The organism is Roseobacter sp. HKCCD7870 (genome assembly GCF_037830315.1).
Lineage (GTDB): Bacteria > Pseudomonadota > Alphaproteobacteria > Rhodobacterales > Rhodobacteraceae > M30B80.
This window is the reverse complement of record NZ_JBBLYO010000001.1, coordinates 827,495-851,229: the sequence shown is the minus strand read 5'-3', so window position 1 is coordinate 851,229 and position 23,735 is coordinate 827,495. Positions and strand designations below refer to the sequence as shown.

Annotated in this window: 30 protein-coding genes; 17 read left to right on the top strand and 13 right to left on the bottom strand. The window is 56.5% G+C overall.

What is annotated here, in order from left to right; translation table 11 throughout:
- The first annotated feature begins 25 nt into the window (after positions 1-25).
- Entirely contained in the window at positions 26-1,414 is a 1,389-nt protein-coding gene (mgtE, locus tag AAC637_RS04325; protein ID WP_340302469.1) for a magnesium transporter, read from the top strand.
- Here the strand turns inward: mgtE and AAC637_RS04320 are convergent.
- The 5 genes from AAC637_RS04320 to AAC637_RS04300 all read right to left on the bottom strand — a co-directional run bounded on the left by AAC637_RS04320 (position 1,411) and on the right by AAC637_RS04300 (position 6,062).
- On the bottom strand, positions 1,411-3,153 hold the full coding sequence (locus tag AAC637_RS04320) for a hypothetical protein (protein WP_340302468.1): 1,743 nt from the start codon (positions 3,151-3,153) through the stop codon (positions 1,411-1,413). The two genes, mgtE and AAC637_RS04320, sit on opposite strands and share 4 nt — an antisense overlap.
- Before the next feature lie 131 nt (positions 3,154-3,284).
- A complete protein-coding gene (locus AAC637_RS04315; protein ID WP_340302467.1) occupies positions 3,285-3,566 on the bottom strand; it encodes a hypothetical protein in 282 nt (93 codons plus the stop codon).
- A 36-nt stretch (positions 3,567-3,602) separates the two neighbouring features.
- Positions 3,603-3,878 carry a hypothetical protein gene (locus AAC637_RS04310; RefSeq protein ID WP_340302466.1) on the bottom strand — a complete coding sequence of 92 codons (276 nt, stop codon included), beginning with the start codon at positions 3,876-3,878 and terminating at the stop codon, positions 3,603-3,605.
- Positions 3,879-4,001: 123 nt separating this feature from the next.
- Positions 4,002-4,325 carry a hypothetical protein gene (locus AAC637_RS04305; RefSeq protein ID WP_340302465.1) on the bottom strand — a complete coding sequence of 108 codons (324 nt, stop codon included), beginning with the start codon at positions 4,323-4,325 and terminating at the stop codon, positions 4,002-4,004.
- Between the two features lie 444 nt (positions 4,326-4,769).
- The gene (locus tag AAC637_RS04300; RefSeq protein ID WP_340302464.1) at positions 4,770-6,062 is read right to left on the bottom strand and encodes an O-acetylhomoserine aminocarboxypropyltransferase/cysteine synthase family protein; all 1,293 of its coding nucleotides are present in this window, start codon (positions 6,060-6,062) and stop codon (positions 4,770-4,772) included.
- Between the two features lie 161 nt (positions 6,063-6,223).
- Here AAC637_RS04300 and AAC637_RS04295 point away from each other — a divergent pair, with 161 nt between their 5' ends.
- The 3 genes from AAC637_RS04295 to AAC637_RS04285 are packed head-to-tail and all read left to right on the top strand — an operon-like array spanning position 6,224 to position 7,772.
- Positions 6,224-6,601: an NADH:ubiquinone oxidoreductase subunit NDUFA12 gene (locus AAC637_RS04295; protein WP_445322709.1), complete on the top strand. Its 378-nt coding sequence runs from the start codon at positions 6,224-6,226 to the stop codon at positions 6,599-6,601.
- A gap of 39 nt (positions 6,602-6,640) precedes the next feature.
- A complete protein-coding gene (gene mlaD, locus AAC637_RS04290) occupies positions 6,641-7,093 on the top strand; it encodes an outer membrane lipid asymmetry maintenance protein MlaD (RefSeq protein ID WP_340302463.1) in 453 nt (150 codons plus the stop codon).
- A gap of 1 nt (position 7,094) precedes the next feature.
- The gene (locus tag AAC637_RS04285) at positions 7,095-7,772 is read left to right on the top strand and encodes a DUF2155 domain-containing protein (protein ID WP_340302462.1); all 678 of its coding nucleotides are present in this window, start codon (positions 7,095-7,097) and stop codon (positions 7,770-7,772) included.
- Here the strand turns inward: AAC637_RS04285 and aat are convergent.
- The 3 genes from aat to accB form a co-directional block, all read right to left on the bottom strand.
- Entirely contained in the window at positions 7,736-8,392 is a 657-nt protein-coding gene (gene aat, locus AAC637_RS04280) for a leucyl/phenylalanyl-tRNA--protein transferase (protein ID WP_340302461.1), read from the bottom strand. The genes AAC637_RS04285 and aat overlap by 37 nt on opposite strands.
- 74 nt (positions 8,393-8,466) lie before the next feature.
- On the bottom strand, positions 8,467-9,819 hold the full coding sequence (gene accC / locus AAC637_RS04275; RefSeq protein ID WP_340302460.1) for an acetyl-CoA carboxylase biotin carboxylase subunit: 1,353 nt from the start codon (positions 9,817-9,819) through the stop codon (positions 8,467-8,469).
- 13 nt (positions 9,820-9,832) lie between these two features.
- Positions 9,833-10,330, bottom strand: a complete 498-nt coding sequence (accB, locus tag AAC637_RS04270) for an acetyl-CoA carboxylase biotin carboxyl carrier protein (protein WP_340302459.1) — start codon at positions 10,328-10,330, stop codon at positions 9,833-9,835.
- 330 nt (positions 10,331-10,660) lie between these two features.
- On the opposite strand from accB, the gene AAC637_RS04265 reads away from it, so the two are divergent.
- The 13 genes from AAC637_RS04265 (at position 10,661) to AAC637_RS04205 (ending at position 21,426) form a co-directional block, all read left to right on the top strand.
- Entirely contained in the window at positions 10,661-11,986 is a 1,326-nt protein-coding gene (locus AAC637_RS04265; protein ID WP_340302458.1) for an aspartate aminotransferase family protein, read from the top strand.
- Positions 11,987-12,063: 77 nt separating this feature from the next.
- Entirely contained in the window at positions 12,064-12,345 is a 282-nt protein-coding gene (locus tag AAC637_RS04260; RefSeq protein ID WP_445322708.1) for a hypothetical protein, read from the top strand.
- Positions 12,346-12,409: 64 nt separating this feature from the next.
- Positions 12,410-13,765 carry a short-chain fatty acyl-CoA regulator family protein gene (locus AAC637_RS04255; protein ID WP_340302457.1) on the top strand — a complete coding sequence of 452 codons (1,356 nt, stop codon included), beginning with the start codon at positions 12,410-12,412 and terminating at the stop codon, positions 13,763-13,765.
- A gap of 113 nt (positions 13,766-13,878) precedes the next feature.
- On the top strand, positions 13,879-14,283 hold the full coding sequence (locus tag AAC637_RS04250; protein ID WP_340252001.1) for a response regulator transcription factor: 405 nt from the start codon (positions 13,879-13,881) through the stop codon (positions 14,281-14,283).
- A complete protein-coding gene (locus AAC637_RS04245) occupies positions 14,284-14,619 on the top strand; it encodes a hypothetical protein (protein ID WP_317655976.1) in 336 nt (111 codons plus the stop codon). It begins immediately after the preceding gene.
- Positions 14,619-17,303 carry an ATP-binding protein gene (locus AAC637_RS04240; protein WP_340302456.1) on the top strand — a complete coding sequence of 895 codons (2,685 nt, stop codon included), beginning with the start codon at positions 14,619-14,621 and terminating at the stop codon, positions 17,301-17,303. The genes AAC637_RS04245 and AAC637_RS04240 overlap by 1 nt, the downstream gene beginning before the upstream one ends.
- A 70-nt stretch (positions 17,304-17,373) precedes the next feature.
- Positions 17,374-17,871, top strand: a complete 498-nt coding sequence (locus tag AAC637_RS04235; RefSeq protein WP_340302455.1) for a hypothetical protein — start codon at positions 17,374-17,376, stop codon at positions 17,869-17,871.
- Between the two features lie 27 nt (positions 17,872-17,898).
- Positions 17,899-18,162: a hypothetical protein gene (locus tag AAC637_RS04230; RefSeq protein ID WP_340302454.1), complete on the top strand. Its 264-nt coding sequence runs from the start codon at positions 17,899-17,901 to the stop codon at positions 18,160-18,162.
- Positions 18,162-18,458 (top strand): hypothetical protein, encoded by a 297-nt coding sequence (locus AAC637_RS04225; RefSeq protein WP_340302453.1) that lies wholly within the window; start codon positions 18,162-18,164, stop codon positions 18,456-18,458. The genes AAC637_RS04230 and AAC637_RS04225 overlap by 1 nt, the downstream gene beginning before the upstream one ends.
- Positions 18,459-18,584: 126 nt before the next feature.
- Entirely contained in the window at positions 18,585-18,758 is a 174-nt protein-coding gene (locus tag AAC637_RS04220; RefSeq protein WP_317655971.1) for an RSP_7527 family protein, read from the top strand.
- A gap of 195 nt (positions 18,759-18,953) precedes the next feature.
- Positions 18,954-19,628, top strand: coding sequence for a DUF6778 family protein (locus AAC637_RS04215; protein WP_340302452.1), 675 nt, complete (start codon positions 18,954-18,956; stop codon positions 19,626-19,628).
- 47 nt (positions 19,629-19,675) lie between these two features.
- Positions 19,676-20,884: an RSP_2647 family RNA methyltransferase gene (locus tag AAC637_RS04210; protein WP_340302451.1), complete on the top strand. Its 1,209-nt coding sequence runs from the start codon at positions 19,676-19,678 to the stop codon at positions 20,882-20,884.
- Positions 20,881-21,426, top strand: coding sequence for an RSP_2648 family PIN domain-containing protein (locus AAC637_RS04205; protein ID WP_340302450.1), 546 nt, complete (start codon positions 20,881-20,883; stop codon positions 21,424-21,426). Before AAC637_RS04210 ends, AAC637_RS04205 begins: the two co-directional genes overlap by 4 nt.
- Here the strand turns inward: AAC637_RS04205 and AAC637_RS04200 are convergent.
- From AAC637_RS04200 to AAC637_RS04180, 5 genes are read right to left on the bottom strand one after another with little or no spacing between them, the layout of a single operon-like run.
- A complete protein-coding gene (locus AAC637_RS04200) occupies positions 21,423-22,121 on the bottom strand; it encodes a M48 family metallopeptidase (protein ID WP_340302449.1) in 699 nt (232 codons plus the stop codon). The two genes, AAC637_RS04205 and AAC637_RS04200, sit on opposite strands and share 4 nt — an antisense overlap.
- 57 nt (positions 22,122-22,178) lie before the next feature.
- Positions 22,179-22,352, bottom strand: coding sequence for a hypothetical protein (locus AAC637_RS04195; RefSeq protein WP_317655964.1), 174 nt, complete (start codon positions 22,350-22,352; stop codon positions 22,179-22,181).
- Positions 22,353-22,374: 22 nt separating this feature from the next.
- Entirely contained in the window at positions 22,375-22,689 is a 315-nt protein-coding gene (locus AAC637_RS04190) for a hypothetical protein (RefSeq protein ID WP_340302448.1), read from the bottom strand.
- A 30-nt stretch (positions 22,690-22,719) separates the two neighbouring features.
- On the bottom strand, positions 22,720-23,508 hold the full coding sequence (locus tag AAC637_RS04185) for a DUF2927 domain-containing protein (RefSeq protein WP_340302447.1): 789 nt from the start codon (positions 23,506-23,508) through the stop codon (positions 22,720-22,722).
- A gap of 12 nt (positions 23,509-23,520) precedes the next feature.
- A complete protein-coding gene (locus AAC637_RS04180; RefSeq protein ID WP_340302446.1) occupies positions 23,521-23,718 on the bottom strand; it encodes a hypothetical protein in 198 nt (65 codons plus the stop codon).
- Positions 23,719-23,735 lie beyond the last annotated feature (17 nt).

The following is a 23,735-nucleotide window of genomic DNA, read 5'->3' as shown; positions in this document are numbered from 1 at the left end:
CTGATCTTGTTGCGCGAGGTGGATCATGTTGGACGAACAAGACCTCCATCTAGATGATGATCGTGACGCTTATGCGTTGGACGATAGTCTGCGCGCGCAATTGCGGCGTGCGGTTAGTGCCGAGGATGTAGATGCCATCGATGCGTTGATGGAGCCACTACACCCTGCTGACATCGCTGATATTCTTGAACAAATCTCCAGCGGCGAGCGCGCTGCCCTTCTGGCGCTTTGGTCGTGCGGGATTGATGGTGAGGTTCTCTCTGAACTTGATTGGTCAATCCGCGAAGACATTTTGCCGCTTTTGCCAAGCGATGTTCTGGCCGATGCTGTGCGCGAGTTGGACTCGGATGATGTTGTTGATCTGGTCGAAGATCTAGAAGAAGATCAGCAAGGGGCCATTCTTGGCGCGCTTGACGATGCGGATCGGGTCGCGGTTGAACAGGCGCTGAGTTTTCCAGAAGGGTCTGCTGGGCGTCTTATGCAGCGCGAGGTGGTGCGCGCGCCCGAACATTGGAATGTCGGGCAGATGATTGACTATCTGCGTTCCGAAAAAGCGGAATTGCCCGAACAATTCTATCACATCATCCTCGTGACCCCTGCGATGAAACCTGTGGGTTATGTCTCGCTTGGGCGGTTGTTGTCGAGTGCGCGGGCAACATCATTGAAGGACATTCTGGAAGACAGCTTTCGCACCATCCCTGCCAAGCAGGATGAGGATGATGTCGCCTACGCCTTTAACCAGTATCACCTGATCTCTGCGCCCGTTGTCGATGATGATGGGCGATTGGTGGGCGTGATCACCATTGATGACGCGATGAGCGTTCTTGATGAGGTCAATGAAGAGGATTTGCGCCGCCTTGCAGGTTTGGGCGTGGATGAAAGCCTTAGCGACACGACCTTTGAAACTGTGCGTCAACGCTTTCCTTGGTTGTTCGTCAATTTGGGCACGGCGATTTTGGCCTCGGTGGTGATTGCACAATTCGAAGAGGTGATTGCGCAATTGGTGGCCTTGGCCGTGTTGATGCCGATTGTCGCCTCTATGGGGGGCAATGCCGGAACGCAAAGCCTTGCCTTGGCTGTACGTGGGCTTGCAACACGCGACCTCACCTCCGCCAACCTGTGGCGGGTTGTAATGCGTGAGGCGGGCGTGGGGGCTTTGAACGGTTTGGCCTTTGCCCTTGTGATGGGCATTGTGGGTTATGTTTGGTTCGATTCCGTTCTCTTGGGCGGCGTCATTGCAGGCGCAATGGTGGTTAATCTTGTTGTGGCGGGATTGGCGGGGATATTGATCCCCGTTGCGTTGGAACGCTTTGGCGCGGATCCTGCGCTCGCCTCTGGCACATTCGTGACCACGGTCACCGATGTTGTGGGCTTCTACGCCTTTCTTGGCCTCGCAGCACTTGTCCTGATTTAGCCGTTTGGCACCTCTAGCGTGATATTTTCGCCGTCCTTGATGTATTGAAGGCTGTCATCGCCAATCGCGGCGACCCGCCCCCCGTCAAGACGATCTCCAACTTCAACTGTAACAAACCGACCCGATGGCAGGCGCACCAAGGCGCGGCGGCTGCTCGAAGGGCCAGTGACACCAATCAAATTCGTGTCGCGCAAATTTATGGCATTGCGATTGGTCGCGGCGCGGGTCACCCGTTCGCCGGATGGGGTGTCGGTGCTGACGGCGGCAATTTCCGCCTCAATTTCCTCATCTGCGCCTGATTGTGCCGCGGCCTCTGCAGCAACACCATTTGGTGCAGCGGCACTTGCAGGTGTTGCAGCGGCCACCACTGCCTCAAAGCCCGAGGGGCGGGCCTGTGGCAAAAGCGAACGCGCGACAGCCAAATCGCTGATCAAGGCCTGATTGGCGCTGCGTCCTTCACTGACGGCGAGGGCTGCTGCCTCGGCGGCGCGGGCCGCTTCGGCAATTTCTTGAAGCGAGGCGGGGCGCAGTTGCGGCGTGACGCTGCTTAATTCGCTGCGCGTAAAGCCGTTAAATTGCTGGCGCTCAAGGATTTCTGCGAAATTCTCAGGTCTGAGGCGCGGCAGCGTGGCTGCCAATGTTTCGATTTGCTCAAGCCGTGCTGCACGGGCCGCCTCTAGGATGGCATCGGGGCGCGGGATTGCCGCAACGGGGGGCGCCGCATCAAAGACCAATACACCATCGGGATTCAACGCCCCCTCAGGGGTTGGATCGACAAGACCCGCGCTGTTCAAAACGCTGCCCGTGCCAAAGGGGATCGGCGAGAGGATTGGCGGCGGGGCATCATCGCCGATGCCGCCCAAGGGGGGGCGTAGGGCCAGTGCATCTTGTTGCGTCAAGATCGGGTCAATCGCGGCAAGGATGGTGCCGTCACGCCGTGGCCTTGGCGCAGTAAGGGTAGGCGCTGTCGCCATAAGTGCCACATCGGGCGCAGGCAGGCCGCTTGCTACAGGCTCGCTTGGGGCAGGCTCGGCAACTGTGGGCGTTGCTGTGACAACAGCGGGGGCTTCAGGCGTCACATCCAGCTGTGGGGCAGAAGGCATCAGGAGAAATGCCGCAACAATCACGGCAAGCCCCCCGCCAAGACCAAGGGCCATTCCTTTGCGAAAACGCGGCACGAAGAGCGCGATGTCCTCTAGTCGAATTTTGCGCTTGGGGGCAGGAATGGTCGCAAGGTTTTGCACATGCGGTGTCGGTTTGGGGCGCTTTGCCAAACGAAAGATGGGCGTTGCATCATAATCATCTGGCAGTGTTTCCACGGTCAATGCCACAGCCGTGATCCCGTGGGATTTTATAAACTCTTGCGCGGCTTGGATGGTCTCCGCTGCAATGGCGGCGATTTGGATCACGGAATCCGTGCGCAGCCAATCATATTGCAATTCCGACAATTCATAGGGTGTGAGGCCATCCAGTTTGGCCTCGACTGCGCGCCGCTCAGCGGCGGGGGTGGCCTCATCAGGGACTTCGCAGCTTGTAAACAGAACTTGCTCGCGCGGGACAATCACCAAAACTTGGGCGTTGTCTTTGGCCTCAATCAGAGATTTCATCTGCGCGAAAGCGGTGCTGAGATCCTCTGCATCTGGCGCGGTGCGAACGACTACCTCCCACGCATTATCAGAGCGGCGTGATGCAAGGCTAATGGCCTCGGGCGACAGGTGTAGCGTGAACTCCGTGCTCAAAATACCGATGCGCTTCTCGTTAAGTGGGCCAAAGGGGAGGCAATTTTTCCCTCCTTGCGCCCAACTCTATACGATAGTTGCAGGAGGCATAAACCAGATAAGCGCTATATTTATAAAAATTTTGAACGAGATCAGCGCCATTGCTCGTAGGCGCGTGTCAGAGCCAGGGCGATCAACAGCACACTCATCAGCAGGCATGCATCAAACAGTGCGACAGCCGCCAATTCAAACAGTGCTGAAAGCCCAAATTCTGCGTTGGGCGCTATCACCCATGCACAGATCATCAAAATTGCACTACTTGCGATAGTAACGGGTGGTAACACCCGCCATGACTGGCGCTGTGCCACTTTGATATAGTGCCCCAAGAAGGCCAGCAGTTTGAACGCGAGAACGGGCACCGTGAGCCCGATCATGCCCAGTAAGAAAAGATGGGCATCATTTTCGGTGTCCTAGATATATACAGTCAGCGCGATACCTGGCAGGCCGTAGAGAAGCCCAGAATGTGAATAAAGCCAAGCGGTCAGCACTTTGGCGATGGTTGCAAAGCCAAAGAAGATCAAAACGGACTCCGTGGCATGATGGAGAGTCGCATTGGTTTGGCTCATCAAGCCATGATTGATCAACGCGGCACCCAACAGGGCTGAGGACACGAAAAAAGCGGTTTTCAGATGTGAAACAGCTCGCAGGAACGCAGGTCCCGCAAGACATTTAAACCATTTAACCACGCGGTTGACTCCTTTGGAGGTGAGAGCCCGCTCCGAACTACGATAACCAATCTTAAAGTCTTGTTGTTAATCAAGACCTATTACTCATGCCTAAAGATTGCAAGTTCTTATATTTGACTGATGTCAATCGTCACGCTGCAAAAGACGGGGCCAATACTCTGTCTTGCGATAGTGTTTGGCGCGACTGTCAGAATTCAACTGTATAAACCCCTTTTCCATAAGGGATTTCAGCGCACGATTGAATGTGGCTGTGGGGACGTCTCGCATCAACGGATGATTGTGGATTTCTGCAGATGTTAAAATATCGTCTGGATTTTCAGCGAAAAGGTCGATCGCGTATAGAAGATCAAGTTCTACTTTGGGCAGCGAGACAAGACCTAAGTCCCGCTCAAGCGACGCCAAAAGCTGGCGCATGCGCAACAACACATTGAGCGAGCTTTGATCCACGCTTAAACTCCGTACTAACCGACCGCGCGTTTATACCAATCTCGCCGCTAAGCCGCTCATATCTATATGTAACTATAATTCATTTATGTTTCCCAAATGTAACGCCTTCTCGGCATTGAAATTCATAAAAAATTATCAAAATGATTGAAAACGAGCGCCCGATGTGCCACACGCGATTCACGGGGAAATCTCAGATCTGAATTCGTGACGCAAGCGCTTTAGTTGGGCGTATCAATTTGGGACTTTTCCGCAGATATTCAAACACCCCTCCTGCAGCTGGCCAATCTTGCAGGTTGGGTGCGGGCTACTCCGTAACCCCATCGTAGCCCGGGGCAGAGGCCAGTCCCCAGTTTAGCAGCCGACACTGGCCTCTGCCCGAACCTATCAAAAACCCCCATCCAAATATGTTTGGACGGGGGTTTTTCTTTTTCAGTGGCGCAAGGTTTACGCGGTTGCTTTGGCCAAGGCCTGATCAAGATCGGCAATCAGATCATCTGCATCTTCAATCCCAATGGAGACACGCACCACATTAGGTGCGGCCCCCGCTGCTTGTTGCTGTTCTGGGGTCAGTTGGCGGTGGGTGGTTGATGCTGAATGAATGATCAGCGAACGCGTATCGCCCAAATTGGCGACATGACTGAACAGCTCAAGACTATCTACCAGTTTCACACAAGCCTCATATCCGCCTTTCACAGCAAAGGTGAACAATGCGCCCGCACCTTTGGGGCAGATATCCTTGACCCGCTCATGATATGGCGAGGATGGCAGACCCGCATAGGTCACGAAATCAACGCGGGGATCCTTTTCAAGCCATGCAGCGATTTTCGCAGCATTCTCAACATGGCGCTGCATCCGCAGCGACAAGGTCTCAATCCCCATCAGCGTGTAATGCGCCGCTTGCGGGTTCATGGTCATCCCCAAATCGCGCAAGCCAATCGCGATTGAGTGGAAGGTAAAGGCCATCGGCCCCAACGCCTCGTGGAATTTTAGGCCATGATAGGCGGGTTCAGGTGCCGAGAGCGAAGGAAATTTATCACTGGCTGACCAGTCAAATTTGCCGCTATCAACCACACAGCCGCCGGTGACAGTGCCATTGCCCGTGAGATATTTTGTGGTGGAATGCACAACCAATGTCGCGCCATGTTCAATTGGGCGGCAGAGATAGGGGGTTGCAGAGGTGTTATCCACGATCAAGGGGATGCCTGCGCCATCCGCGATATTCGCAATGCTGCGCAGGTCGGTGATATAGCCACCAGGGTTTGCGATGGCCTCGCAGAACACGGCGCGCGTGTTATCGTCAATCGCTGCTTTCACCGCGTCAAGATCATCGAAATCAACAAATTTTGCAGACCACCCAAAGCGTTTGATGGTCTGGCTGAATTGGGTGACTGTGCCGCCATAAAGGCGCGTAGAGGCCACGATGTTGCAGCCTGGCCCCATGAGCGGAAACAGGGCCATGATCTGCGCCGCATGACCAGACGAGCAACAAACCGCACCAACACCGCCCTCTAGGGTCGCGATCCGCTCTTGTAGCACAGCGACTGTGGGGTTGGTCAGGCGCGAGTAAATAAAGCCGACCTCTTGCAAGTTAAACAGACGCGCCGCGTGATCAGCATCTTTGAACACATAGGCCGTGGTTTGATAGATCGGCGTTTGGCGTGCGCCGGTTGCAGGGTCTGGATGCGCACCTGCATGGATCTGCAGCGTGTCAAATTTTAGGCTCTTGGGGTCGGACATGGCGTTTTTCTCCTCGCGTGTTTCCCTGAGGGTTATGTTTAGGGCGCTGGCGTGTGCAAAACAACATCTGTCGCAGTTGTTATTGGCATTGCCCCTAGACCTTAGCGGCGTGTTGCGGCATTAGAAGACAAAACGACACGCGATTTAGTTTGGAGATTGTCATGCTCTCATTCCTGCTGCGCCTTGTGACATGGTGGCATGGTCAGACGGTTGGAACGCAACTCTACACTTGGCGGAAGGGCCAGAAGGTTGGTGAGGATGCGCAGGGCAATGTGTTCTACCAATCCCGCGATGGCAAACGCCGTTGGGTGATTTTCAATGGCGAGGCCGAAGCCAGCCGCATCAGCCCCGATTGGCATGGCTGGTTGCATCACACATGGGATAAATCCCCTGCCGATGCGCCGCTTGCGCGCAAGGCGTGGGAAAAAGAGCACGAAATGAACCTGACGGGATCAGAAGCGGCCTATGCGCCTGCGGGTTCGTTGCGTCAGGCCGCACCAGTCGCGCGCAAGGATTACGAGGCTTGGAGCCCCGAATAAGCCTGTGCGCTTTTTTGGCAGCATGAGAGGGGTTCCGTGATGGCCGAAAATAGATTGAGCGAAATTTTGGTCGGCGGTGCGGTCTTGGCCGTAGCTGCGGGGTTTCTGCTCTATGCCGCTGAAATCGGCGGGATCGGGCGCAGCACGGGGTCAAGCTACGAGGTATCGGCGCTGTTCCGCTCTGCAGAAGGGATCGGAATTGGCACAGATGTGCGCCTTGCGGGCGTTCGGGTCGGCACTGTCAGCAGCCTCAGTCTTGACCCTGCCACCTTCCGCGCAGAAGCGACCTTGAATATCCGTGGCGATATTCTGTTGCCTGATGACAGCATTGTCAGCATCGCCTCAGAGGGGCTTTTGGGGGGGTCATTTGTTGACATCCAACCGGGTGGTTCGCCGTTTAACTTGGTCGCTGGGGATGAGGTATTAAACACACAAAGTTCGGTCAGCCTTGTGACCCTGCTGATGCGCGCCTTTTCGGGATCTGGGCAGTAACATGCGGGCGCGTCTGGCGGGATTGGCGTTGATATCAGCCTTTTGTGTAGGCCCTGTGGGCGCGCAAGATCAATCCTTGGGTTTGAATGGGAAAGTGTCGGCCGATGGCATTGTTGTGATCCCGATTGATCCTTTGCCGCTTGATACTGGCGCAGAGACAAGCCGCCCGCAAACCTTTGGTGAAGGCAGCCTTCCTCTTGGCAGCGGCACAGTTATCGCGCCTGCCCCCGTTATGGGGGAGGTGGCGCCTGTGATCGTGCCGCAAGCGGAAACTGGGGATGTGACCCTGACCGATAATGGCGATGCGGGGCAATCGGGTGTCCTCTTGGAAACAAGCCCCGCTGAACCTGATTTGGGCGGCGTGACGTCCATCACAGAAATCGCAACAGAAACGGGATCAGGGGCGCTGTTGCGCGCCTTGGACAAAACCTTGGCGCAATCGCGTGATTTGGAATTGGCGACTGGGGCCGCGGCGCGGCTTGGCCGTATCACGGTTGAAATGGTTGAATGCCGTTATCCTGAGGGTGACGCCAATTCAGATGCTTTCGCCCATATGCGCATCACCGACACCGATGGGCGGGCCTTGTTTGATGGATGGATGGTGGCCTCCAGCCCCGCGCTGATCGCCTTTGATCACCCGCGCTATGATGTATGGGTGTTGCGCTGTAGCACATCCTGAGGGGTGAATAGGGCCCCGCCCGCCATGAAATCTGCCTGTTTCTCAAGCGCCGCATCAAGCCGCTTGCGATAGTCGATACGCGAGATCTCGATAGCACCTAAACGGGTCAAATGGGGCGTGGTAAATTGCACATCAAAGAGCGTGAACCCGCCTGCATTGAGGCGCGCGACCAAATAGGCGAGCGCAATTTTCGAGGCATCACGCGCCCGCGAAAACATACTTTCCCCAAAAAACGCAGCCCCAAGCGCCACCCCATAGACACCACCCACCAGATCACGCCCTTGCCACAGCTCAAGGGAATGGGCGAATCCTTTCTCATGCAGCGCGCTGTATAAAGCGGTTATTTCCGCATTGATCCATGTTTCGTCCCGATCCGCACAGGCGGCCACAACACCTGCAAAATCGCTATTGATCCGAATCTCATACGGGTTTTGGCGGATCTTGCGCGCAAGGCTGCGGGATATGTGAAAGCCGTCTAGGGGAATGATCCCGCGCCGTTTTGGTTCAACCCAAAATAGGTTTGGGTCATCGCGGCCCTCGGACATTGGAAATATGCCCGCTGCATAGGCTTGCAACAGAAGTTGCGGGGTAATTTCAAGGGCGGCTTGGGTGTCGGGCATGAGTGAAATTTAGCATGATAAAGGCCAAAATGCTGCACGCATTTTGGCCTGTGATCTTTGATTTTGTGCCAGAATTAGGCCTTGCCGAAGGTATCATCCAGCCAATGTTCCAGCCAGTGGATGTTATATTGGCCTGTTTGCACCGCCTCTTGGTCGAGCAAATCGTGAAACAAGGGCACCGTGGTGTCGACACCATCCACGATCAATTCTGACAAGGCGCGCTTGAGGCGGGCAAGCGCCTCGGGTCGGTCACGGCCATGAACGATCAGCTTGGCAATCAAGCTGTCATAATAAGGCGGGATGCGGTAGCCATCATACAGCGCGCTATCCATTCTTACACCCAAGCCACCTGGGGCGTGGTATTGCGTGATCTTGCCGGGGCAGGGGGAGAATTGCGGCACTTTTTCCGCGTTGATCCGCACCTCAATGGCATGGCCGTTGATCTGCAAATCTTCCTGCGCAAAGCTGAGCGGCAGGCCCGCTGCCACGCGAATTTGCTCGCGCACCAAATCCACCCCAAAAATCCCTTCGGTCACAGGATGCTCTACCTGCAGGCGGGTGTTCATTTCGATGAAATAAAACGCGCCTTTCTCGTAGAGAAATTCAATGGTGCCAGCACCCTCATATCCCATTTTGGCAATCGCATTGGCACAGATCGCCCCGATCTCGGCGCGTTCCTTTTCGTTTATGCAGGGGCCTGGGGCCTCTTCGAAGACCTTTTGGTGACGGCGCTGCAGGGAGCAATCCCGCTCGCCCAAATGAACCGCATTGCCCTTACCATCGCCAAACACCTGCACCTCAATGTGGCGCGGCGTGGTGAGGTATTTCTCAATATAAACCGCGTCATTGCCAAAGGCAGATTTCGCCTCGCTGCGCGCCGTGCGGAATGCGTTTTCCAAGTCTTTGGCGCTTTGCGCCACTTTCATGCCGCGACCGCCGCCCCCTGCAGTGGCTTTGATAATGACGGGGTAGCCCATATCGGCGGCGACTTTCTTGGCCGCGTCCAGATCGGGAACCCCCCCCTCAGAACCGGGCACGCAAGGAATACCAAGCGCCTTTGCCGTTTCCTTAGCGGTGATTTTATCGCCCATGATGCAGATATGCTCGGCAGAGGGGCCAATGAATTTGATCCCATGATCCTCTACGATTTGCACGAAATTCGCGTTCTCGGAGAGAAACCCATAGCCGGGGTGGATCGCTTCGGCCCCTGTGATCTCGCATGCCGAGATGATCGAAGGGATCGACAGATAGCTGTTAGTGCTGGTGGGCGGGCCGATACAGACGCTTTCATCGGCCATGCGCACATGCATGGCATCGGCATCAGCGGTGGAATGCACGGCGACTGTCTCAATACCCATTTCGCGCGCGGCGCGGATCACGCGCAGCGCGATTTCCCCGCGATTGGCGATGAGAATTTTTTTGAACATGGGGGCAGCCATCTTATTCGATGATCATCAATGGCGCGCCGAATTCCACGGGTGAGCCATCTTCCACCAGAATCCGTTTCACCGTGCCTGCGCGCGGGCTTGGGATTTGGTTCATGGTTTTCATCGCTTCGATGATCAAAACGGGCTGACCTTCGGTGACTTTATCGCCCACCGAGACAAATGCCGCCGCGCCGGGTTCTGGCGCGAGATATGCGGTGCCGACCATTGGAGAAGTCAGCGCATTTGGGCTTTGGGTTGGGTCTTCGGTGGCGGCAGGGGCCGCTGCGGGTGCGGCGGCGGCGACTGGGGCGGCGGCTGCAGGGGCTGCTGCAACTGGGGCAGGGGCCATCGCAACTGGGGCCGCATGGATTTGCCGCGCCACGCGCACATTCAGGCTGTCATCTTCGCCATACTCACGGATAACTTCCAATTCGGTCAGATCGTTTTCGCGCAGCAACTCAGCCAAGGCTTTGATAAAGCCAACGTCACCGTCATGCGTATTCTTGCTCATGGATCCCTCGCAGATTATTCGCCCGCCTTTGGCTGAGCCCTTCGCTTATGTTTGCGCCCTAAATTGCCGCAAAATCAAAAGTTCTATATGCCACCACGGCCAGAGTGGAAAGCACCAGATGGCCAAAAAATTATGCTTCTTTTGCAACGAATGCGCATTTCTTTCCTTATCTGTATTTGCATCTTCTGTGATAGGCCAGAACGATTGCGCATGCAATGATTGAGGATATGCGCATAGATATACCCTGTTCCCTCTTGCGCGACTGTCAATAAAGGCGTTCATATTCTTGGAAATGGAACTAGGGCGCTTTTGCCACGGGAGAGATGCATCATGGCTTTGGATCGGTCGAACACACCCAATGATCTTTCGGCATTTTGGATGCCATTTACCGCCAATCGGCAGTTCAAGAAAGCGCCTCGGATGCTCGTCTCAGCCGATGGGATGTTCTACAAAACCGCGGATGGCCGTGATGTTTTGGATGGCACGGCAGGGTTGTGGTGCTGCAATGCAGGGCATAATCGCCCCAAAATTGTCGAAGCCATCCGCAAACAGGCAGGCGAATTGGATTATGCGCCTGCGTTCCAGATGGGGCATCCCGTGGCGTTTGAATTGGCCTCTCGCCTGCGGGATATGGCGCCTGCGCCTTTTGAGCATGTGTTCTTCACGAATTCGGGCTCTGAGTCTGTTGAAACGGCTTTGAAAATTGCGCTGGCCTACCAGCGGGCCATCGGCCAAGGCAGCCGCACCCGCCTGATTGGACGCGAGCGCGGCTATCACGGTGTGAATTTCGGCGGGATTTCCGTGGGTGGCATCGTCAATAACCGCAAATTCTTCGGCAGTTTGCTGACAGGTGTTGATCACCTGCCGCATACGCATTTGGTCGAAAACGCTTATAGCAAAGGTCAGCCTGAGCATGGCGCGCATCTTGCCGATGATCTGGAGAGGATCGTGGCGCTGCATGGGCCTGAAACCATTGCCGCCGTGATTGTCGAGCCCATGGCGGGCTCAACGGGCGTGCTTCTGCCGCCCAAAGGATATCTTGAGCGCCTGCGCGAGATTACCCGAAAACATGGCATTTTGCTGATTTTTGATGAGGTGATCACAGGGTTTGGTCGTCTGGGCTCGTCCTTTGCTGCGGAACATTTCGGGGTCATGCCTGATCTGATCACCTGTGCCAAAGGCTTGACCAATGGCGTGATCCCCATGGGGGCGGTTCTGGCCACAAAAGAAATTCACGATGCCTTTATGCAAGGCCCAGAACATATGATTGAGCTCTTCCACGGCTACACCTATTCAGGCAGCCCGATTGCCTCTGCGGCAGGGATTGCTACGCTTGAAACCTACAAAGAAGAAGGCCTTTTTGAGCGTGCAGCCGAACTTGCCCCGTATTGGCAGGAGGCGCTGCATAGCCTGAATGGCCTGCCGCATGTCAAAGACATCCGCAATATGGGTTTGATTGGTGCGGTCGAGCTAGAGCCGATTGCAGGCGAGCCGGCCAAGCGCGCCTTTGCAGCCTTCCTTGACGCTTATGAAAAAGGCATCTTGATCCGCACCACGGGCGATATTATCGCCATGTCACCGCCGTTGATCATTGAAAAATCGCATATTGATCAATTGATCGGAACATTGGCAGATGTGTTGAAAAAACTGCATTGATCTGATTTGACGGACAGCGGGGTGCGGCTGAGTGCTTGCCCACATAAAAACCAAATGCGCCATAGGGGGCCTCTGTCGTGATGATACTGAACTTCACCGGATCAAATCTGCGATTTGCAGCAGGGGCCTTGGCGATGGCCGCGTTTTTATCAGGGTGCGTCACAAGCCCGCCTGTGGATGACGAGGGTTATTTGGTTGAATTGCCAGAGGCTTTGGTCGAGTTGGCGGCGGATGGGCAAGATATCGCCCGCGTGCGTCTGATGGAAGATAACTGTTACTGGTATCTCTATAACGGCGTGGTCGAAACCACTTTGCTGCCAATCCTCACCGAAGAAGGGCGCATGATCTGCAACCAGTAGGGCAGGCAAGAGGTGGTTAGTAAATTCTTTTACAAGGCCGCCTAACTTGCGATAAGCAGGGATCATGAGCCATGCTGACCTGCCCCCTAACACGAAAAACGCCGCCCTGCCTTCAAGCAGCGCGCTGACAGGCAGTCGCATTCGCCAACGCCGCAGTGCTTTGGGGATGCGGCAGGCTGATTTGGCGAAAGCGGTCGAGATTTCGCCCAGTTATCTCAATCTGATTGAGCATGGCCGCCGCCGAATTGGCGGTAAATTATTGGTCGATATCGCCCGCGCCCTATCGGTTGAGCCGACCGCCCTTTCATCAGGCGCGGACGCAACGGTTTTTGACGCGCTGCACAAGGCCGCAACAGATTTGCGTCCGAACCTTTTGGCTGAGCCAGAATTGGATCGCATAGATGAATTGTCTGGCCGCTTCCCTGGATGGTCGGGGGTTCTGACCCAACAGCAAAAACGGATCACCGCACTTGAGGCGATGATTGACAGTCTGCAGGATCGATTGGCCAATGACCCCGTTTTGGCTGAAGCCATGCATGAAATTCTTTCAAGCGTTGCCGCCATCCGTTCAACCGCTGACATTTTGGTGCGCGAACCTGATCTCGAAACGCAATGGCGTGCCCGCTTTCATCGTAACCTAAACGAGGAGGCAGAACGCCTATCGTTGCGGGCCACGCAAATGCTCAGCCATTTCGAGCAACAAGGCGATACAAATGATGGCGCAAGTTCAACAGCGCAAGAAACGGTTGAGGCCATGTTTGACGCGGCAGGGCATCATTTTGCGGCGATTGAGGCGCATGGCGTGGACGCGATAGACGCGGTGATTGCGCGCGCTGCTGGGATGGAGGATCGCACAGCGCGGGATTTGGCGCGTGCTATGTTGCAGGCCTATGCGCAAGATGCTGTGCGATTGCCCTTAGCGCAGTTTCAATCTGCCGCCAAATCCGTGGGCTATAACCCGTCTCAATTGCTGCATCTGGGGCAGGGGGATGTAGCCTTGATCTTGCGCCGCTTGGCCACGTTACCGCCTGACCCTGATATGCCTGAATTTGGACTTGCGATTTGCGATGCTTCGGGCGCGCTGATGTTCCGCAAACGTATCACGGGGTTTTCGATTCCGCGCTTTGGGGCGAGCTGCCCCTTATGGCCGCTATATACCGCGCTGTCGCGTCCGATGATGCCAACGGATGGGGTTTTGGAATTGCCCAATGGTTTGGCCTATCACGCATGGGCGGTGGCGCAACCACGCGGCGGTGCGGGGTTTGCAGCCGCGCCAATTTTGAATGCAACGATGCTTCTACGTCCTTTGCAGGACGCCGAGAATGCCCTGCCACAAACCGCGCTTCCCATCGGGTCTGGTTGTCATGTTTGCCCGCGTGACGCCTGTGCCGCGCGCCGCGTGCCTTCTGTTCTGGCCTAGGGTCTTGAAGCAGAAAGATTGACAAAAGCGGTGTCGCGGGGATTCCATAGGAAAAGCAGCGTGGGACAGAAGGCGCAAATGCCAAGCTCATATCTGCTTTGGGGAGGGACATCATGACGAACCGCATTTTGCTGGTTGAGGATGAGGCCAATATTCTTGAGGCCATAACGTTCATCCTCTCGCGTGCTGGAATGGAGGTGCGCAGCCACGGCAATGGGGCCACCGCCGTGGATGAGGTCAAACGCTATGGCCCTGATCTGATCGTATTAGATGTCATGCTGCCTGGCAGATCGGGCTTGGATATTCTGCGTGACCTGCGCGCTGATCCGAGCACGGAGGCATTGCCTGTAGTCATGCTGACCGCAAAAGGCCAAGCCAAGGATCGGGAGACGGCGCTTGGGTTAGGGGCGGATGCCTATTTGACCAAACCCTTTTCCAATTCCGAAATGTTGCAGCTTTTGACCCAAATTTTGGACGAGCGCGGGGCAAAATCAGCCGCGCAAAAAGGATCGGCCTAAATGAGCCCCCCACGCGACACGTCCCGCGCGGCGCCCCCTGCGCGCAGGCATTTGTTTCTTGAGCGCGAAAGCTATCGCAAGAATCGCCTGCGCGATGCGGCTGCCTTGATGCCTGTCTTTGGGGGGTTGTTGTTCTTTGGCCCCGCCTTCATCCTGACCCCGCGCGAGCAACTGGCAGGGGGGATATCATTCTGGCTTGTCTATTTTTTTGCGGTTTGGACAATCTTGATTGTGATCACCTATATTCTGTCGCGCGCGCTGCGCCAGATTGAGCGCGAAGATGCCTCCGCAGACCTCCCAGACCCAGCGGCCGATCCAGCATCGGGGGAGGGGTGATGCTGTCCTTTGACGGGTTGGTCGCGGTTGCGGTTCTGTATGTGGTGGGGCTTTTTGGCGCGGCTTTTTGGGCGGAGAAACGCGCAGCCGAGGGCAAGGCGCGTTGGCTGCAATCTCCTGTGACCTACACGCTGTCATTGTCGATCTACACCACCGCATGGACATTTTACGGCGCGGTCGGGTCTGCCGCGCGATCAGGGCTTGAGTTTATCACGATCTATCTTGGCCCGACCTTGGTCTTCATCGGATGGTTCTGGATCTTGCGAAAATTGGTGCGCATTGGGCGCACGCAAAGGATCACATCTATCGCGGATATGATCTCGTCTCGATATGGGAAATCGGGGGGATTGGCTGCGATTGTGACCATCCTCATGGTAATCGGGGCCACGCCCTATATCGCCTTGCAGATGCAATCGGTGACGCTGTCTTTCTCTGCCTTTATCACGCCAAATTCAGGTCGTGAGATGGATACAGGCCTGATGGCCATATGGGTCGCGGGGGGGCTTGCACTCTTTACCATTGTGTTTGGGACGCGTTCTTTGGATGTGAATGAGCGTCACCCGGGTCTGGTTTCGGCAATTGCCCTAGAGGCCATCGTCAAGTTGTTCGCTCTGATCGCTGTGGGTGTATTCGTGGTCTGGGGCGTGGCCTCTGGCCCGATGGATATGTTGGCGCGTATAGATGCAAGCCCGCTTGCCTCGATCTCGTCCAATGGCGCGCGTTGGGTCGGTTTAACACTGTTATCGGGGGCCGCGATTTTGTGCCTGCCGCGGATGTTTCAGGTTTTGGTCGTAGAAAACTCTGACGAGCGGCATCTGGCAACGGCGGCTTGGGCCTTCCCGCTGTACATGCTGCTGATTTCGATTTTTGTGGTGCCAATTGCTGTGGTTGGTTTGCAAGAAATGCCGCAAGGCGCGAACCCTGATTTGTTCGTTCTGACCCTGCCTTTGTCGCAGGGGCGAGAATTCCTAGCCCTGCTTGCGTTTTTGGGCGGGTTTTCTGCCGCCACCTCAATGGTCATTGTGGCGGCCTTGGCCTTGGCTACGATGTTGTCGAACCATATTATCATGCCTGTCTGGCTGCGCGCCACGCGCCACGATGATCCGATGTCTGGCGATATGCGCCGCGTGGCTCTCATGGCGCGGCGGTTTTCGATCCTTGGGATCATGGCGCTGGGCCTTGCCTATTACCGCCTCTCAGGTGGAACCGAGGCTTTGGCCGCAATGGGATTGATTGCCTTTTTGGGTGTGGCGCAGGTTTTGCCTGCGCTTGCAGGGGGCATATTCTGGCGCGGGGCCACGCGGCTTGGGGCAGGGGTAGGCATTTTGACGGGCTTTGCCGTTTGGGCGTGGCTGCTGTTGCTGCCAAATGCCTTTGCGGGTGAATTGCTGCATGATGTGCTGACTTTGGGGCCAATGGGGGTGCAATGGCTGCGCCCCAATAATTTCCTTGGCATGGCTGGAACAGACCCGCTTTTGACGGCGATGGTGCTGTCTTTGGGGCTGAACACGGTTGTGTTTATCGTGGTGTCTTTGGCAAGCTTTCCATCCCCGCTAGAGCGCTTGCAGGGCGCGCAATTTGTCAAAGTGTTTGACTATACCCATGCACCATCGGGGTGGCAGGCGGCGCAGGGCACGGCTGATGATCTTTTAATCATGGCACGGCGTATTTTAGGGGCAGGGCGTGCTGCGCGTCTCTTTGGGCAGGCGGCCCGCGCGCAGGGGCGGGACAGTGAATTACCCGATCCAACCCCCGATTTTCTGGAGCGCCTTGAACGCGAACTGGCGGGGTCTGTCGGTGCTGCAACAGCCCATGCGATGGTCGGGCAAATTACGGGCGGCGCAGGCGTGTCGGTGCAAGACCTTCTAGCGGTGGCGGATGAGACCGCGCAGATCATGGAATATTCATCGAAACTTGAGGCGCAATCGGCGGAATTGGCCCGCACCGCGGCGCGCTTGCGCGAGGTGAACCAAAAGCTGACGGAACTGTCCGTGCAAAAAGATGCGTTTCTATCCCAGATCAGCCATGAATTGCGCACGCCTATGACCTCTATTCGCGCGTTTTCTGAAATCCTGATGCAATCTGAGGGTTTGGATGATGCGGCGCGGGCGCGGTTCTCGAAGATCATCCATGATGAAAGTCGCCGTCTGACACGGCTTTTGGATGATCTGCTGGATTTATCCGTTCTCGAGAATGGCCATGTCTCTCTGAACCCCAGTGAGGTGCATCTCGCGCGGGTCTTAGAGCGGGCGATCAATGCCACCGCCGCCCTTGAGGAAAGCCATCGCCTTGAGATCATTTACAACGGGACGGAGGAGGCGGGCTTTCGTCTGAACACGGACGCAGATCGTTTGGCTCAGGTCTTTATCAATTTGATTTCGAACGCCCAGAAATATTGCGAGGCCGAGGCCCCGCGCCTCACCATAACCCTGCGCGAGACAGCACCACATCTTGAGGTGGAATTTGCCGATAATGGCGCAGGCATTCCTGAACACCAGAGAAGTTTGATTTTCGAGAAATTCGTGCGCCTTGATGGCACGCGCCCCGCGCAAGGCGCGGGGCTTGGTCTGGCCATCAGCCGCGAGATCATGCAGCGCCTTGGCGGGGGTCTGCACTATGTGCCTTCAGAGGGCGGAGCCGTGTTTTTGGTGCGCCTTCCCAAAGCGGAGGCGCGCGCGGCTTAAACTTTGCTCAACCTTTGCGCGGCTATGATCCCCGAAAGGCCGATGAATTTGGGGGCAGAAAGCGCGCAGGATGACAGAGGGCATTTCAAAAAATCGATCCGATCATACGCGGATCCTGTCCAAAATGCTGGGCCGTGATCTGCCGCGGCAGGCCAGTGCCACGACCCCGCCAGATCCGCGGCAAGAGGCGCGGGTGATCCGTGGGGTGCAACGGGCCTTGATTGCAGCAGGTGACAGTTACGGCACGCTTTCCCCAAATGCGTTGGACTCGACCTTTTATTGGGGGCGCGATCTGGGGGATTTGGGCGCGGTCATGCCCACAGACGGGTTTGTCGCCCTTCTCGAGGGGCAAGTGCCTGATCATACTGGTGCGGGAGAGGCTATGATTTACGGCGCGGTGGCGCTGTCCTCAGGCATTGTCGATGCCATGGTTGAGGTGCAGACAACGGGCCGTGTTGAGGCCCAAACAGGCCCCGCCCGCCCCGTGACGCGGGTTGATATCGTGTTGGTGCGCGATTTTATCGACCTGCTTTTGGCAGGCTGCGCGCGGGAATTCGGTGATTTCTAAGCCCGCGATTGGCGGTTGCGTCTGTCTTTGGGGGAACCTGTCGAAGAACGTCATCGCTTGCCCTTGATTTTGGAGGAGCGGGATTATCACATGTGGAAATTAAGCCTTGAGTTGGGCGGCGGGGTGAAATCGGGGCAGATCGCGTTGATCCTGCCTGTCATTGGGCGCGCCGATGCCGTGGCCCAAGCCCCCAAAAAGCTGCGCAAATTCACCGAGGCAGAGCGGCAGAGATGGCGCGCTGCATGGGGCGCTGCAATTGGCGAGGCCAGCGTTTCGCTTGAGGCCATTTGATGCGCCTCAAACTGCCCTTTGTTGAGGTTGAGAGGCTGTCTGTCGGCACTGTGCTGCCGTTTACGGATGCAACATTGACCGAGATACGGCTTGAGGATGTGACAGGGCGGGCCGTGTTGCGCGGTCGGTTGGGGCAAAAGTCTGGCATGCGCGCTGTGCGCCTTGGAAAAGAAATTACGATGCGTGCGACTGGCGGGCTTGCGCCGCCGCCTGCAGCAGCACCGCCTGCGGTTGATCTGCCTGAGATGCCTGCACCGCTTGCAGTGGAAGCCGCACCTTTGCCGCCAGGCGCATAGGCTTTTGAATGAGCTATGCGTCTGGCGCATGGCGGGATGATCAAATCGGCAGTGGTAAGTCACCCATGCTGTCCCATATGCTGCATAGCAGAAAGGCTGATTTGACAGCCATATAGGAGAAATGAAATGACAACTGCTTCTGTTTATTCTTTCGCTGATGTTCGCCGTGTAGAGCTTGAGGCCCGCCGTTTGCGCGCTGAAGCGATGAAAGAAATCTTTGGCGCACTCTTTAACGCACTTGGCGCCCCCTTCCGCGCTGTCGCAAAATTGGGTGGCAAACAAGCGGCGCATTTGGCCTAATTTTACGGCCCTCGCCTCGCGCGGCCCTTGCGCGCAGGGGTTTGAGATCAAGAATAGCCTCGGCAATGTGCCGAGGCTTTCTTATTTCCGCCTCATTTATGGGTCATTGGTGCTGAAAACGAGCACAATTCTTGAGTCGCATCTGCGCCTATTCTAGCCACTGCGATAGGGAATAAACCCAGAATGGGGGAAGATATGTCAAGATTGACTACCGCATTAGGCCTTGTTGCCGTGGCGCTCTCGGCTTTGGCCTGTGTCTCGAACGGGACAGTAACCCGTGAAGCGACCAACGCCTTTGATACATCCACCTTTTTCGATGTTTCTGGGAATGTTTCAAACCCATCGGCACAAACCCAACCCGCCCTTGCGGCGTTGATGCGCGAGCGGGGCTGGCGGATCACGGATGTGCGTGTGAATGTGCTGCGCAGCCTCAGCACCTCTGAAGCAAATACCATGAAACCCAATGTCGAACTTTTGTGGCAGGATGAGCCCTATGGGGATCGCTATGCCCAAGTGCGTGACATTCTAGAGCGGCCTATGCGCGGGCTTCTGCCTGCATTTGAGGGCAGCCGTGACGTGGTTTTGCAACTCAACGTATCGTTATTTCATGCCCAAACACCCTTGGTGCGCAGCACCTTTGGCGGTGAGCATGAGATCGAATTCACCTTTTCGCTCTATGACGCAACAACGGGTGCATTGGTCTATGGCCCCGCATCACGTGACTTGACCTTTGCCGCTTATGGCGGGCGGCGCGCTGTAGAAGCCGAAGCCATGGGTCTGACCCAGCGTGTGCGCATCGAGGCGCGGATGCATGATTGGATGATTTCCGAATTCCGACTGCCTGTGGCCCCATCGGGCGTTACATTCTAATCTCGCGCCCTCTTTCAGGGCGCGGTATTCTGAGCTAAAGGCGGGGCATGACACATAATCCTTCGCCCCTTCCCGTTTTGCGTCTGCGTCCCAAGGCCGATGCGCGTGCCATCCGCTTTGGTCATCCTTGGGCTTGGGCCGACGATCTGGTGCTTGATCGCCGCAGCCGCGCGATTGCGGCAGGCAGTCTTGCCATTTTAGAGGATGCCGAGCGCAATCCGTTGGCCCTTGGCATCGTGACACCTGAGGCGAAGATTGCTTTTCGGGTTTTGGAGCGCCGCGCGGATGTCGTGATAGATTCTGCGTGGCTGCAGGCAAAAATCCAAGCGGCCCATGACCTGCGCTATAAGATCTATCCCGCCCCCTATTACCGCCTGATCCATGCCGAGGGCGATGGGTTGCCAGGTTTGATCGTTGACCGCTTTGGCGACTGTTTGGTGATCCAACCCAATGCGATTTGGCTAGAAGATCGGATTGAGGAGATCGCCACCGCTTTGTGCCATGTGACGGGCGCTGAAACGCTGATCAAGAACGGCACGTCCCGTGCGCGCGCCGCGGAAAACCTACCCGAGGAGATGGTGCAGCTTTCTGGCACGCCGATTTCTGGGCCATTGCCCGTGGTCATGAACGGGGCCACTTATATGGCCGATGTGATGGGGGGGCAAAAGACGGGTCTCTTTTACGACCAGCGCTCCAACCACGCCTTTGCTGCACAATTGGCCAAGGATGCGCGGGTTTTGGATGTATTCTCGCATGTCGGCGGGTTTGCTTTGGCAAGTCTGGCGGCGGGTGCGCGCTCGGCCCTGTCGGTTGATGCCTCGCAAGCGGCGCTTGATCTGGCAACGCAAGGGGCCAAGGCCATGGGTGCCGAGGCGCGATTTTCCACCCGCCAAGGGGATGCTTTTGACGTTCTTGAGGCCTTGGCAGGCGAGGCTGCGCATTTTGATCTTGTCGTGGCCGATCCACCCGCATTTGCGCCGTCCAAGCCCGCTTTGGAAAAAGGTCTGCGCGCCTATGAACGTGTTGCACGTTTGTCTGCCCCCTTGGTGGCTGAGGGTGGTGTTCTGATCCTATGCTCCTGTTCGCACGCGGCGGATCTGGAAAAATTCCGCGCTGCGTGTTTGCGCGGCATCGGGCGCGCGGGGCGTGAGGCGCGATTGATCTATACGGGCTTCGCGGGGCCTGATCATCCGCAACATCCAAGTTTGACCGCAACAGGCTATCTGAAGGCTTTGGCCTTTCGCCTAATGCCATGAGGCTTTGTCTTGATGCCTGTGTGCTTTATCCTACGGTTCTGCGCGACTCTTTGATGGGGCTTGCGCAGGCGGGGCAGATGACGCCCCTGTGGTCAGATCGCATTCTCGAGGAATGGGCCCGTGCCGCAGAGCGTAATCTTGGGCCTGAGGGGGGGATGATTGCACTCGGCGAAATTGCGCTGCTGCGGGCCAATTTCCCCGCTGCCGTCATCGAAGCGGACCCTGAGATGGAAGCGCGACTTTATCTGCCTGATCGTGCTGATATTCATGTGTTGGCCACCGCCATCGCGGGAAAGGCCGAAGCCATTTTGACCTTTAACCTGCGCGATTTTCCGCGGGCTGAATTGGCGGGTCATGATATCTTGGCCCTACATCCTGACAGCTATCTGTGCGATATCTGGGCGCAGGAGCCTGACTTGGTGGCCAAAATTTGCGCGGGCGTTCTGTCGCGCATGAATGATTTGCGCGAGGCGCCATCTGATCTGCGCAAAATGCTAAAGCGCGCGCGCCTGCCAAAATTGGCGAAACGCCTTGCAGATTAGCGGATTTGCCCGCGCCATTTATCTTCTAGGGTTTCGATGGCTTTGATCCGATCAGCCGTGCTTGGATGGCTCATCAGCCACGCCGCCCCCCCGCGCAATCCTCCGCCAGACAGGGCTTCGAGTTTTCGAAAGAGCGATTTTTGCGGCTCTGTCCCGATGCCGCTTGCCGTCAATAATGAGGCGGCATAGGCATCCGCCTCGTATTCATCGGCACGGCTTAGGCGCGCGGCCAAAAGAGAGGTCAGGATATTGGCCACCCAAATCCCCACCGCCGCAACGGGGATCAACCGCCCCAAAAGGCTGCTGAGGGCCACACGGATTGCATTTTGACCCGAAAAATCAATCATCCGCCGCTTGGTGTGACCCAGTGAGACATGGCCCAATTCATGCGCGATCACCGAGGCCAGCTCTTCGGCGGTGACTTCCCCCGCGCGATATTTTTGATAAAAACCACGGGTAATGAAAATGCGCCCATCTGGTGCTGCAAGCCCATTGATGGCCTCAACCTCGTAGAGATGGACGGGAATATCCTCAAGGTCGAGCACCTTGGCCATCCGCTTAGAGATTTCGCGCAGTCGCGGATCGGCCAAACGGGTTGAGCGTTCGTCAAGCTCTCGTTTCAGTCGCCAGCTTGAGAACTGGTAACTGAGCAGCGCATAGCCAATGGCCAAAAGGATCGGGGTCAGCTTCAACATAAGGCTGATATGGCGCGGCACTGCGCCTCGGACAAGGGGTGCTTATGTAAGGGCTGCCTAAACGGGGGCAGGCACGACCAACATCACAAAATAGCCCAAAGTGAACCCGATCAGCCCACAGACCGCGCCATAATGCAACAGGTCTAGCTTATTGCCCTTTTTGCGAAAGGCCATAAAGAGGCCGAGGGCAATGCCGCCCAAAAGGCCAAGAAGTGCGGGCAAGGGGATCATGCGAAGCTGTCCTTTTCTCGTCTTAATTGCGCGCGGCTTGAGTTGCGTTTGGAGCGAGATTTGCAATTTCGCCCAAACGAATTTGCATCAGGCTGCGATCCGCAAACCCATAGCGGCCCCATGCGTAGGCTTCAAGCCGTGATCTCTGTGCCTCAGACCCGCTCCCCAATCCTTCGAGTGCTGTTGCGCGCAGCATTGAAAGGCTTGCCAAGAGATGGGCATTTTCACTGCGCCGCGCAATCGGAAGGGCGGTTGTGCTTTGCAAAAGCGCGGCGGTCATATCCCCGCGCGCGAGGGCCAAGGCCCCGATTTGCATCGCGATATGGGCGCGCTGCACATCGGTATTGTGTAGGCGTTGATATATATCTTACGCCGATGCAAAGGCCGCTGCGGCACGATCAGGGTCGCGGGCCAAGGCAATCCGACCCAAGGCATAATAGCTAAATCCCAGACGCGCATCGCGCATGTTTGAGCGTTGCGCAATGTAGAGCGCCGCTTGCGCGTGTTCAAGGCGCTGTCCTTCGGGCATATTCGGGCCAAGCGCGCGACCGATGGCATTTGACCATGCCCGATTGTCGCGGTTGGCCAGATTGATGCTAGACACAAGACCGCCTGTCGGGTTGATCCGCCCCAAAATCGCGGGCAGGCGCGCTACGACATCGGCCTGACCCATGCCGCTTTGTAGGGACGGGTCGTTGAAGATCCGCAGAAACATCATATCGGTCGTGGTGAGCGCCGCATGAAAATTGTCATCGTTAAAGACACTGTCGGTCAGGTCATATAGGTCGTTCAATGGCCCCAAAGCCTGCCCCAATTCTTCGTGGAGGCAATCACGCATTTCTTGCAGGCTGGCATCGGCGGGCAGGAAAATAGCCGCGCGGTTTCGGGTGGTGAGGCTCGCCCAATCGGAGGTGACGCGCCCTCTTTGGCGGATGAATTCTTGCCATGTGCTGGCATTGGGCACGACAAAACAGGCCGCTTGAGGCACGGCAGCCGCAATGCGTTCGGCGGGCAGGGCCTTGATTGTGATTTTTGCGGGGCTGTTAGTGCGATAGGCGGTTGCGCTGATCGCAATCCCCGCTTCGGTGCGCAGACGGGTCAGCAGGCGCGACAGCTCCCCCTCCAATGCAGGTGGGGCGGAGGGCGCAAGGGCCACAGTAATCGGCCCTTAAAAACGGCTGATCCGTGGGATTTGCCGCCCCGATTCCAAAACAAAACTGAGGGCCATGAAATCTTCAGCTAAGGATTGGTTGCTGCGCGAGAAACGGATTGGGTTTGGCGCACCAAAATTTGGCAGATCAGATGAGGATGTGTCCAATGCGGGCGCAAGACGCGCCGCCGCATCATCGCGCGGCATATCGGCCATGCAGGCGCACAGCGTGA

Coding starts and splice junctions, on each gene's coding strand:
- AAC637_RS04300 (WP_340302464.1), bottom strand. CDS start 6,062: ATGTCCGACCCCAAGAGCCTAAAATTTGACACGCTGCAGATCCATGCA.
- mlaD (WP_340302463.1), top strand. CDS start 6,641: ATGGCCGAAAATAGATTGAGCGAAATTTTGGTCGGCGGTGCGGTCTTG.
- AAC637_RS04255 (WP_340302457.1), top strand. CDS start 12,410: ATGAGCCATGCTGACCTGCCCCCTAACACGAAAAACGCCGCCCTGCCT.
- AAC637_RS04240 (WP_340302456.1), top strand. CDS start 14,619: ATGCTGTCCTTTGACGGGTTGGTCGCGGTTGCGGTTCTGTATGTGGTG.
- mgtE (WP_340302469.1), top strand. CDS start 26: ATGTTGGACGAACAAGACCTCCATCTAGATGATGATCGTGACGCTTAT.
- AAC637_RS04215 (WP_340302452.1), top strand. CDS start 18,954: ATGTCAAGATTGACTACCGCATTAGGCCTTGTTGCCGTGGCGCTCTCG.
- AAC637_RS04195 (WP_317655964.1), bottom strand. CDS start 22,352: ATGATCCCCTTGCCCGCACTTCTTGGCCTTTTGGGCGGCATTGCCCTC.
- aat (WP_340302461.1), bottom strand. CDS start 8,392: ATGCCCGACACCCAAGCCGCCCTTGAAATTACCCCGCAACTTCTGTTG.
- AAC637_RS04265 (WP_340302458.1), top strand. CDS start 10,661: ATGGCTTTGGATCGGTCGAACACACCCAATGATCTTTCGGCATTTTGG.
- AAC637_RS04180 (WP_340302446.1), bottom strand. CDS start 23,718: ATGGCCGATATGCCGCGCGATGATGCGGCGGCGCGTCTTGCGCCCGCA.
- AAC637_RS04210 (WP_340302451.1), top strand. CDS start 19,676: ATGACACATAATCCTTCGCCCCTTCCCGTTTTGCGTCTGCGTCCCAAG.
- AAC637_RS04205 (WP_340302450.1), top strand. CDS start 20,881: ATGAGGCTTTGTCTTGATGCCTGTGTGCTTTATCCTACGGTTCTGCGC.
- AAC637_RS04235 (WP_340302455.1), top strand. CDS start 17,374: ATGACAGAGGGCATTTCAAAAAATCGATCCGATCATACGCGGATCCTG.
- AAC637_RS04285 (WP_340302462.1), top strand. CDS start 7,095: ATGCGGGCGCGTCTGGCGGGATTGGCGTTGATATCAGCCTTTTGTGTA.
- accC (WP_340302460.1), bottom strand. CDS start 9,819: ATGTTCAAAAAAATTCTCATCGCCAATCGCGGGGAAATCGCGCTGCGC.
- AAC637_RS04250 (WP_340252001.1), top strand. CDS start 13,879: ATGACGAACCGCATTTTGCTGGTTGAGGATGAGGCCAATATTCTTGAG.
- AAC637_RS04245 (WP_317655976.1), top strand. CDS start 14,284: ATGAGCCCCCCACGCGACACGTCCCGCGCGGCGCCCCCTGCGCGCAGG.
- AAC637_RS04200 (WP_340302449.1), bottom strand. CDS start 22,121: ATGTTGAAGCTGACCCCGATCCTTTTGGCCATTGGCTATGCGCTGCTC.
- accB (WP_340302459.1), bottom strand. CDS start 10,330: ATGAGCAAGAATACGCATGACGGTGACGTTGGCTTTATCAAAGCCTTG.
- AAC637_RS04225 (WP_340302453.1), top strand. CDS start 18,162: ATGCGCCTCAAACTGCCCTTTGTTGAGGTTGAGAGGCTGTCTGTCGGC.
- AAC637_RS04315 (WP_340302467.1), bottom strand. CDS start 3,566: ATGATCGGGCTCACGGTGCCCGTTCTCGCGTTCAAACTGCTGGCCTTC.
- AAC637_RS04295 (WP_445322709.1), top strand. CDS start 6,224: ATGCTCTCATTCCTGCTGCGCCTTGTGACATGGTGGCATGGTCAGACG.
- AAC637_RS04220 (WP_317655971.1), top strand. CDS start 18,585: ATGACAACTGCTTCTGTTTATTCTTTCGCTGATGTTCGCCGTGTAGAG.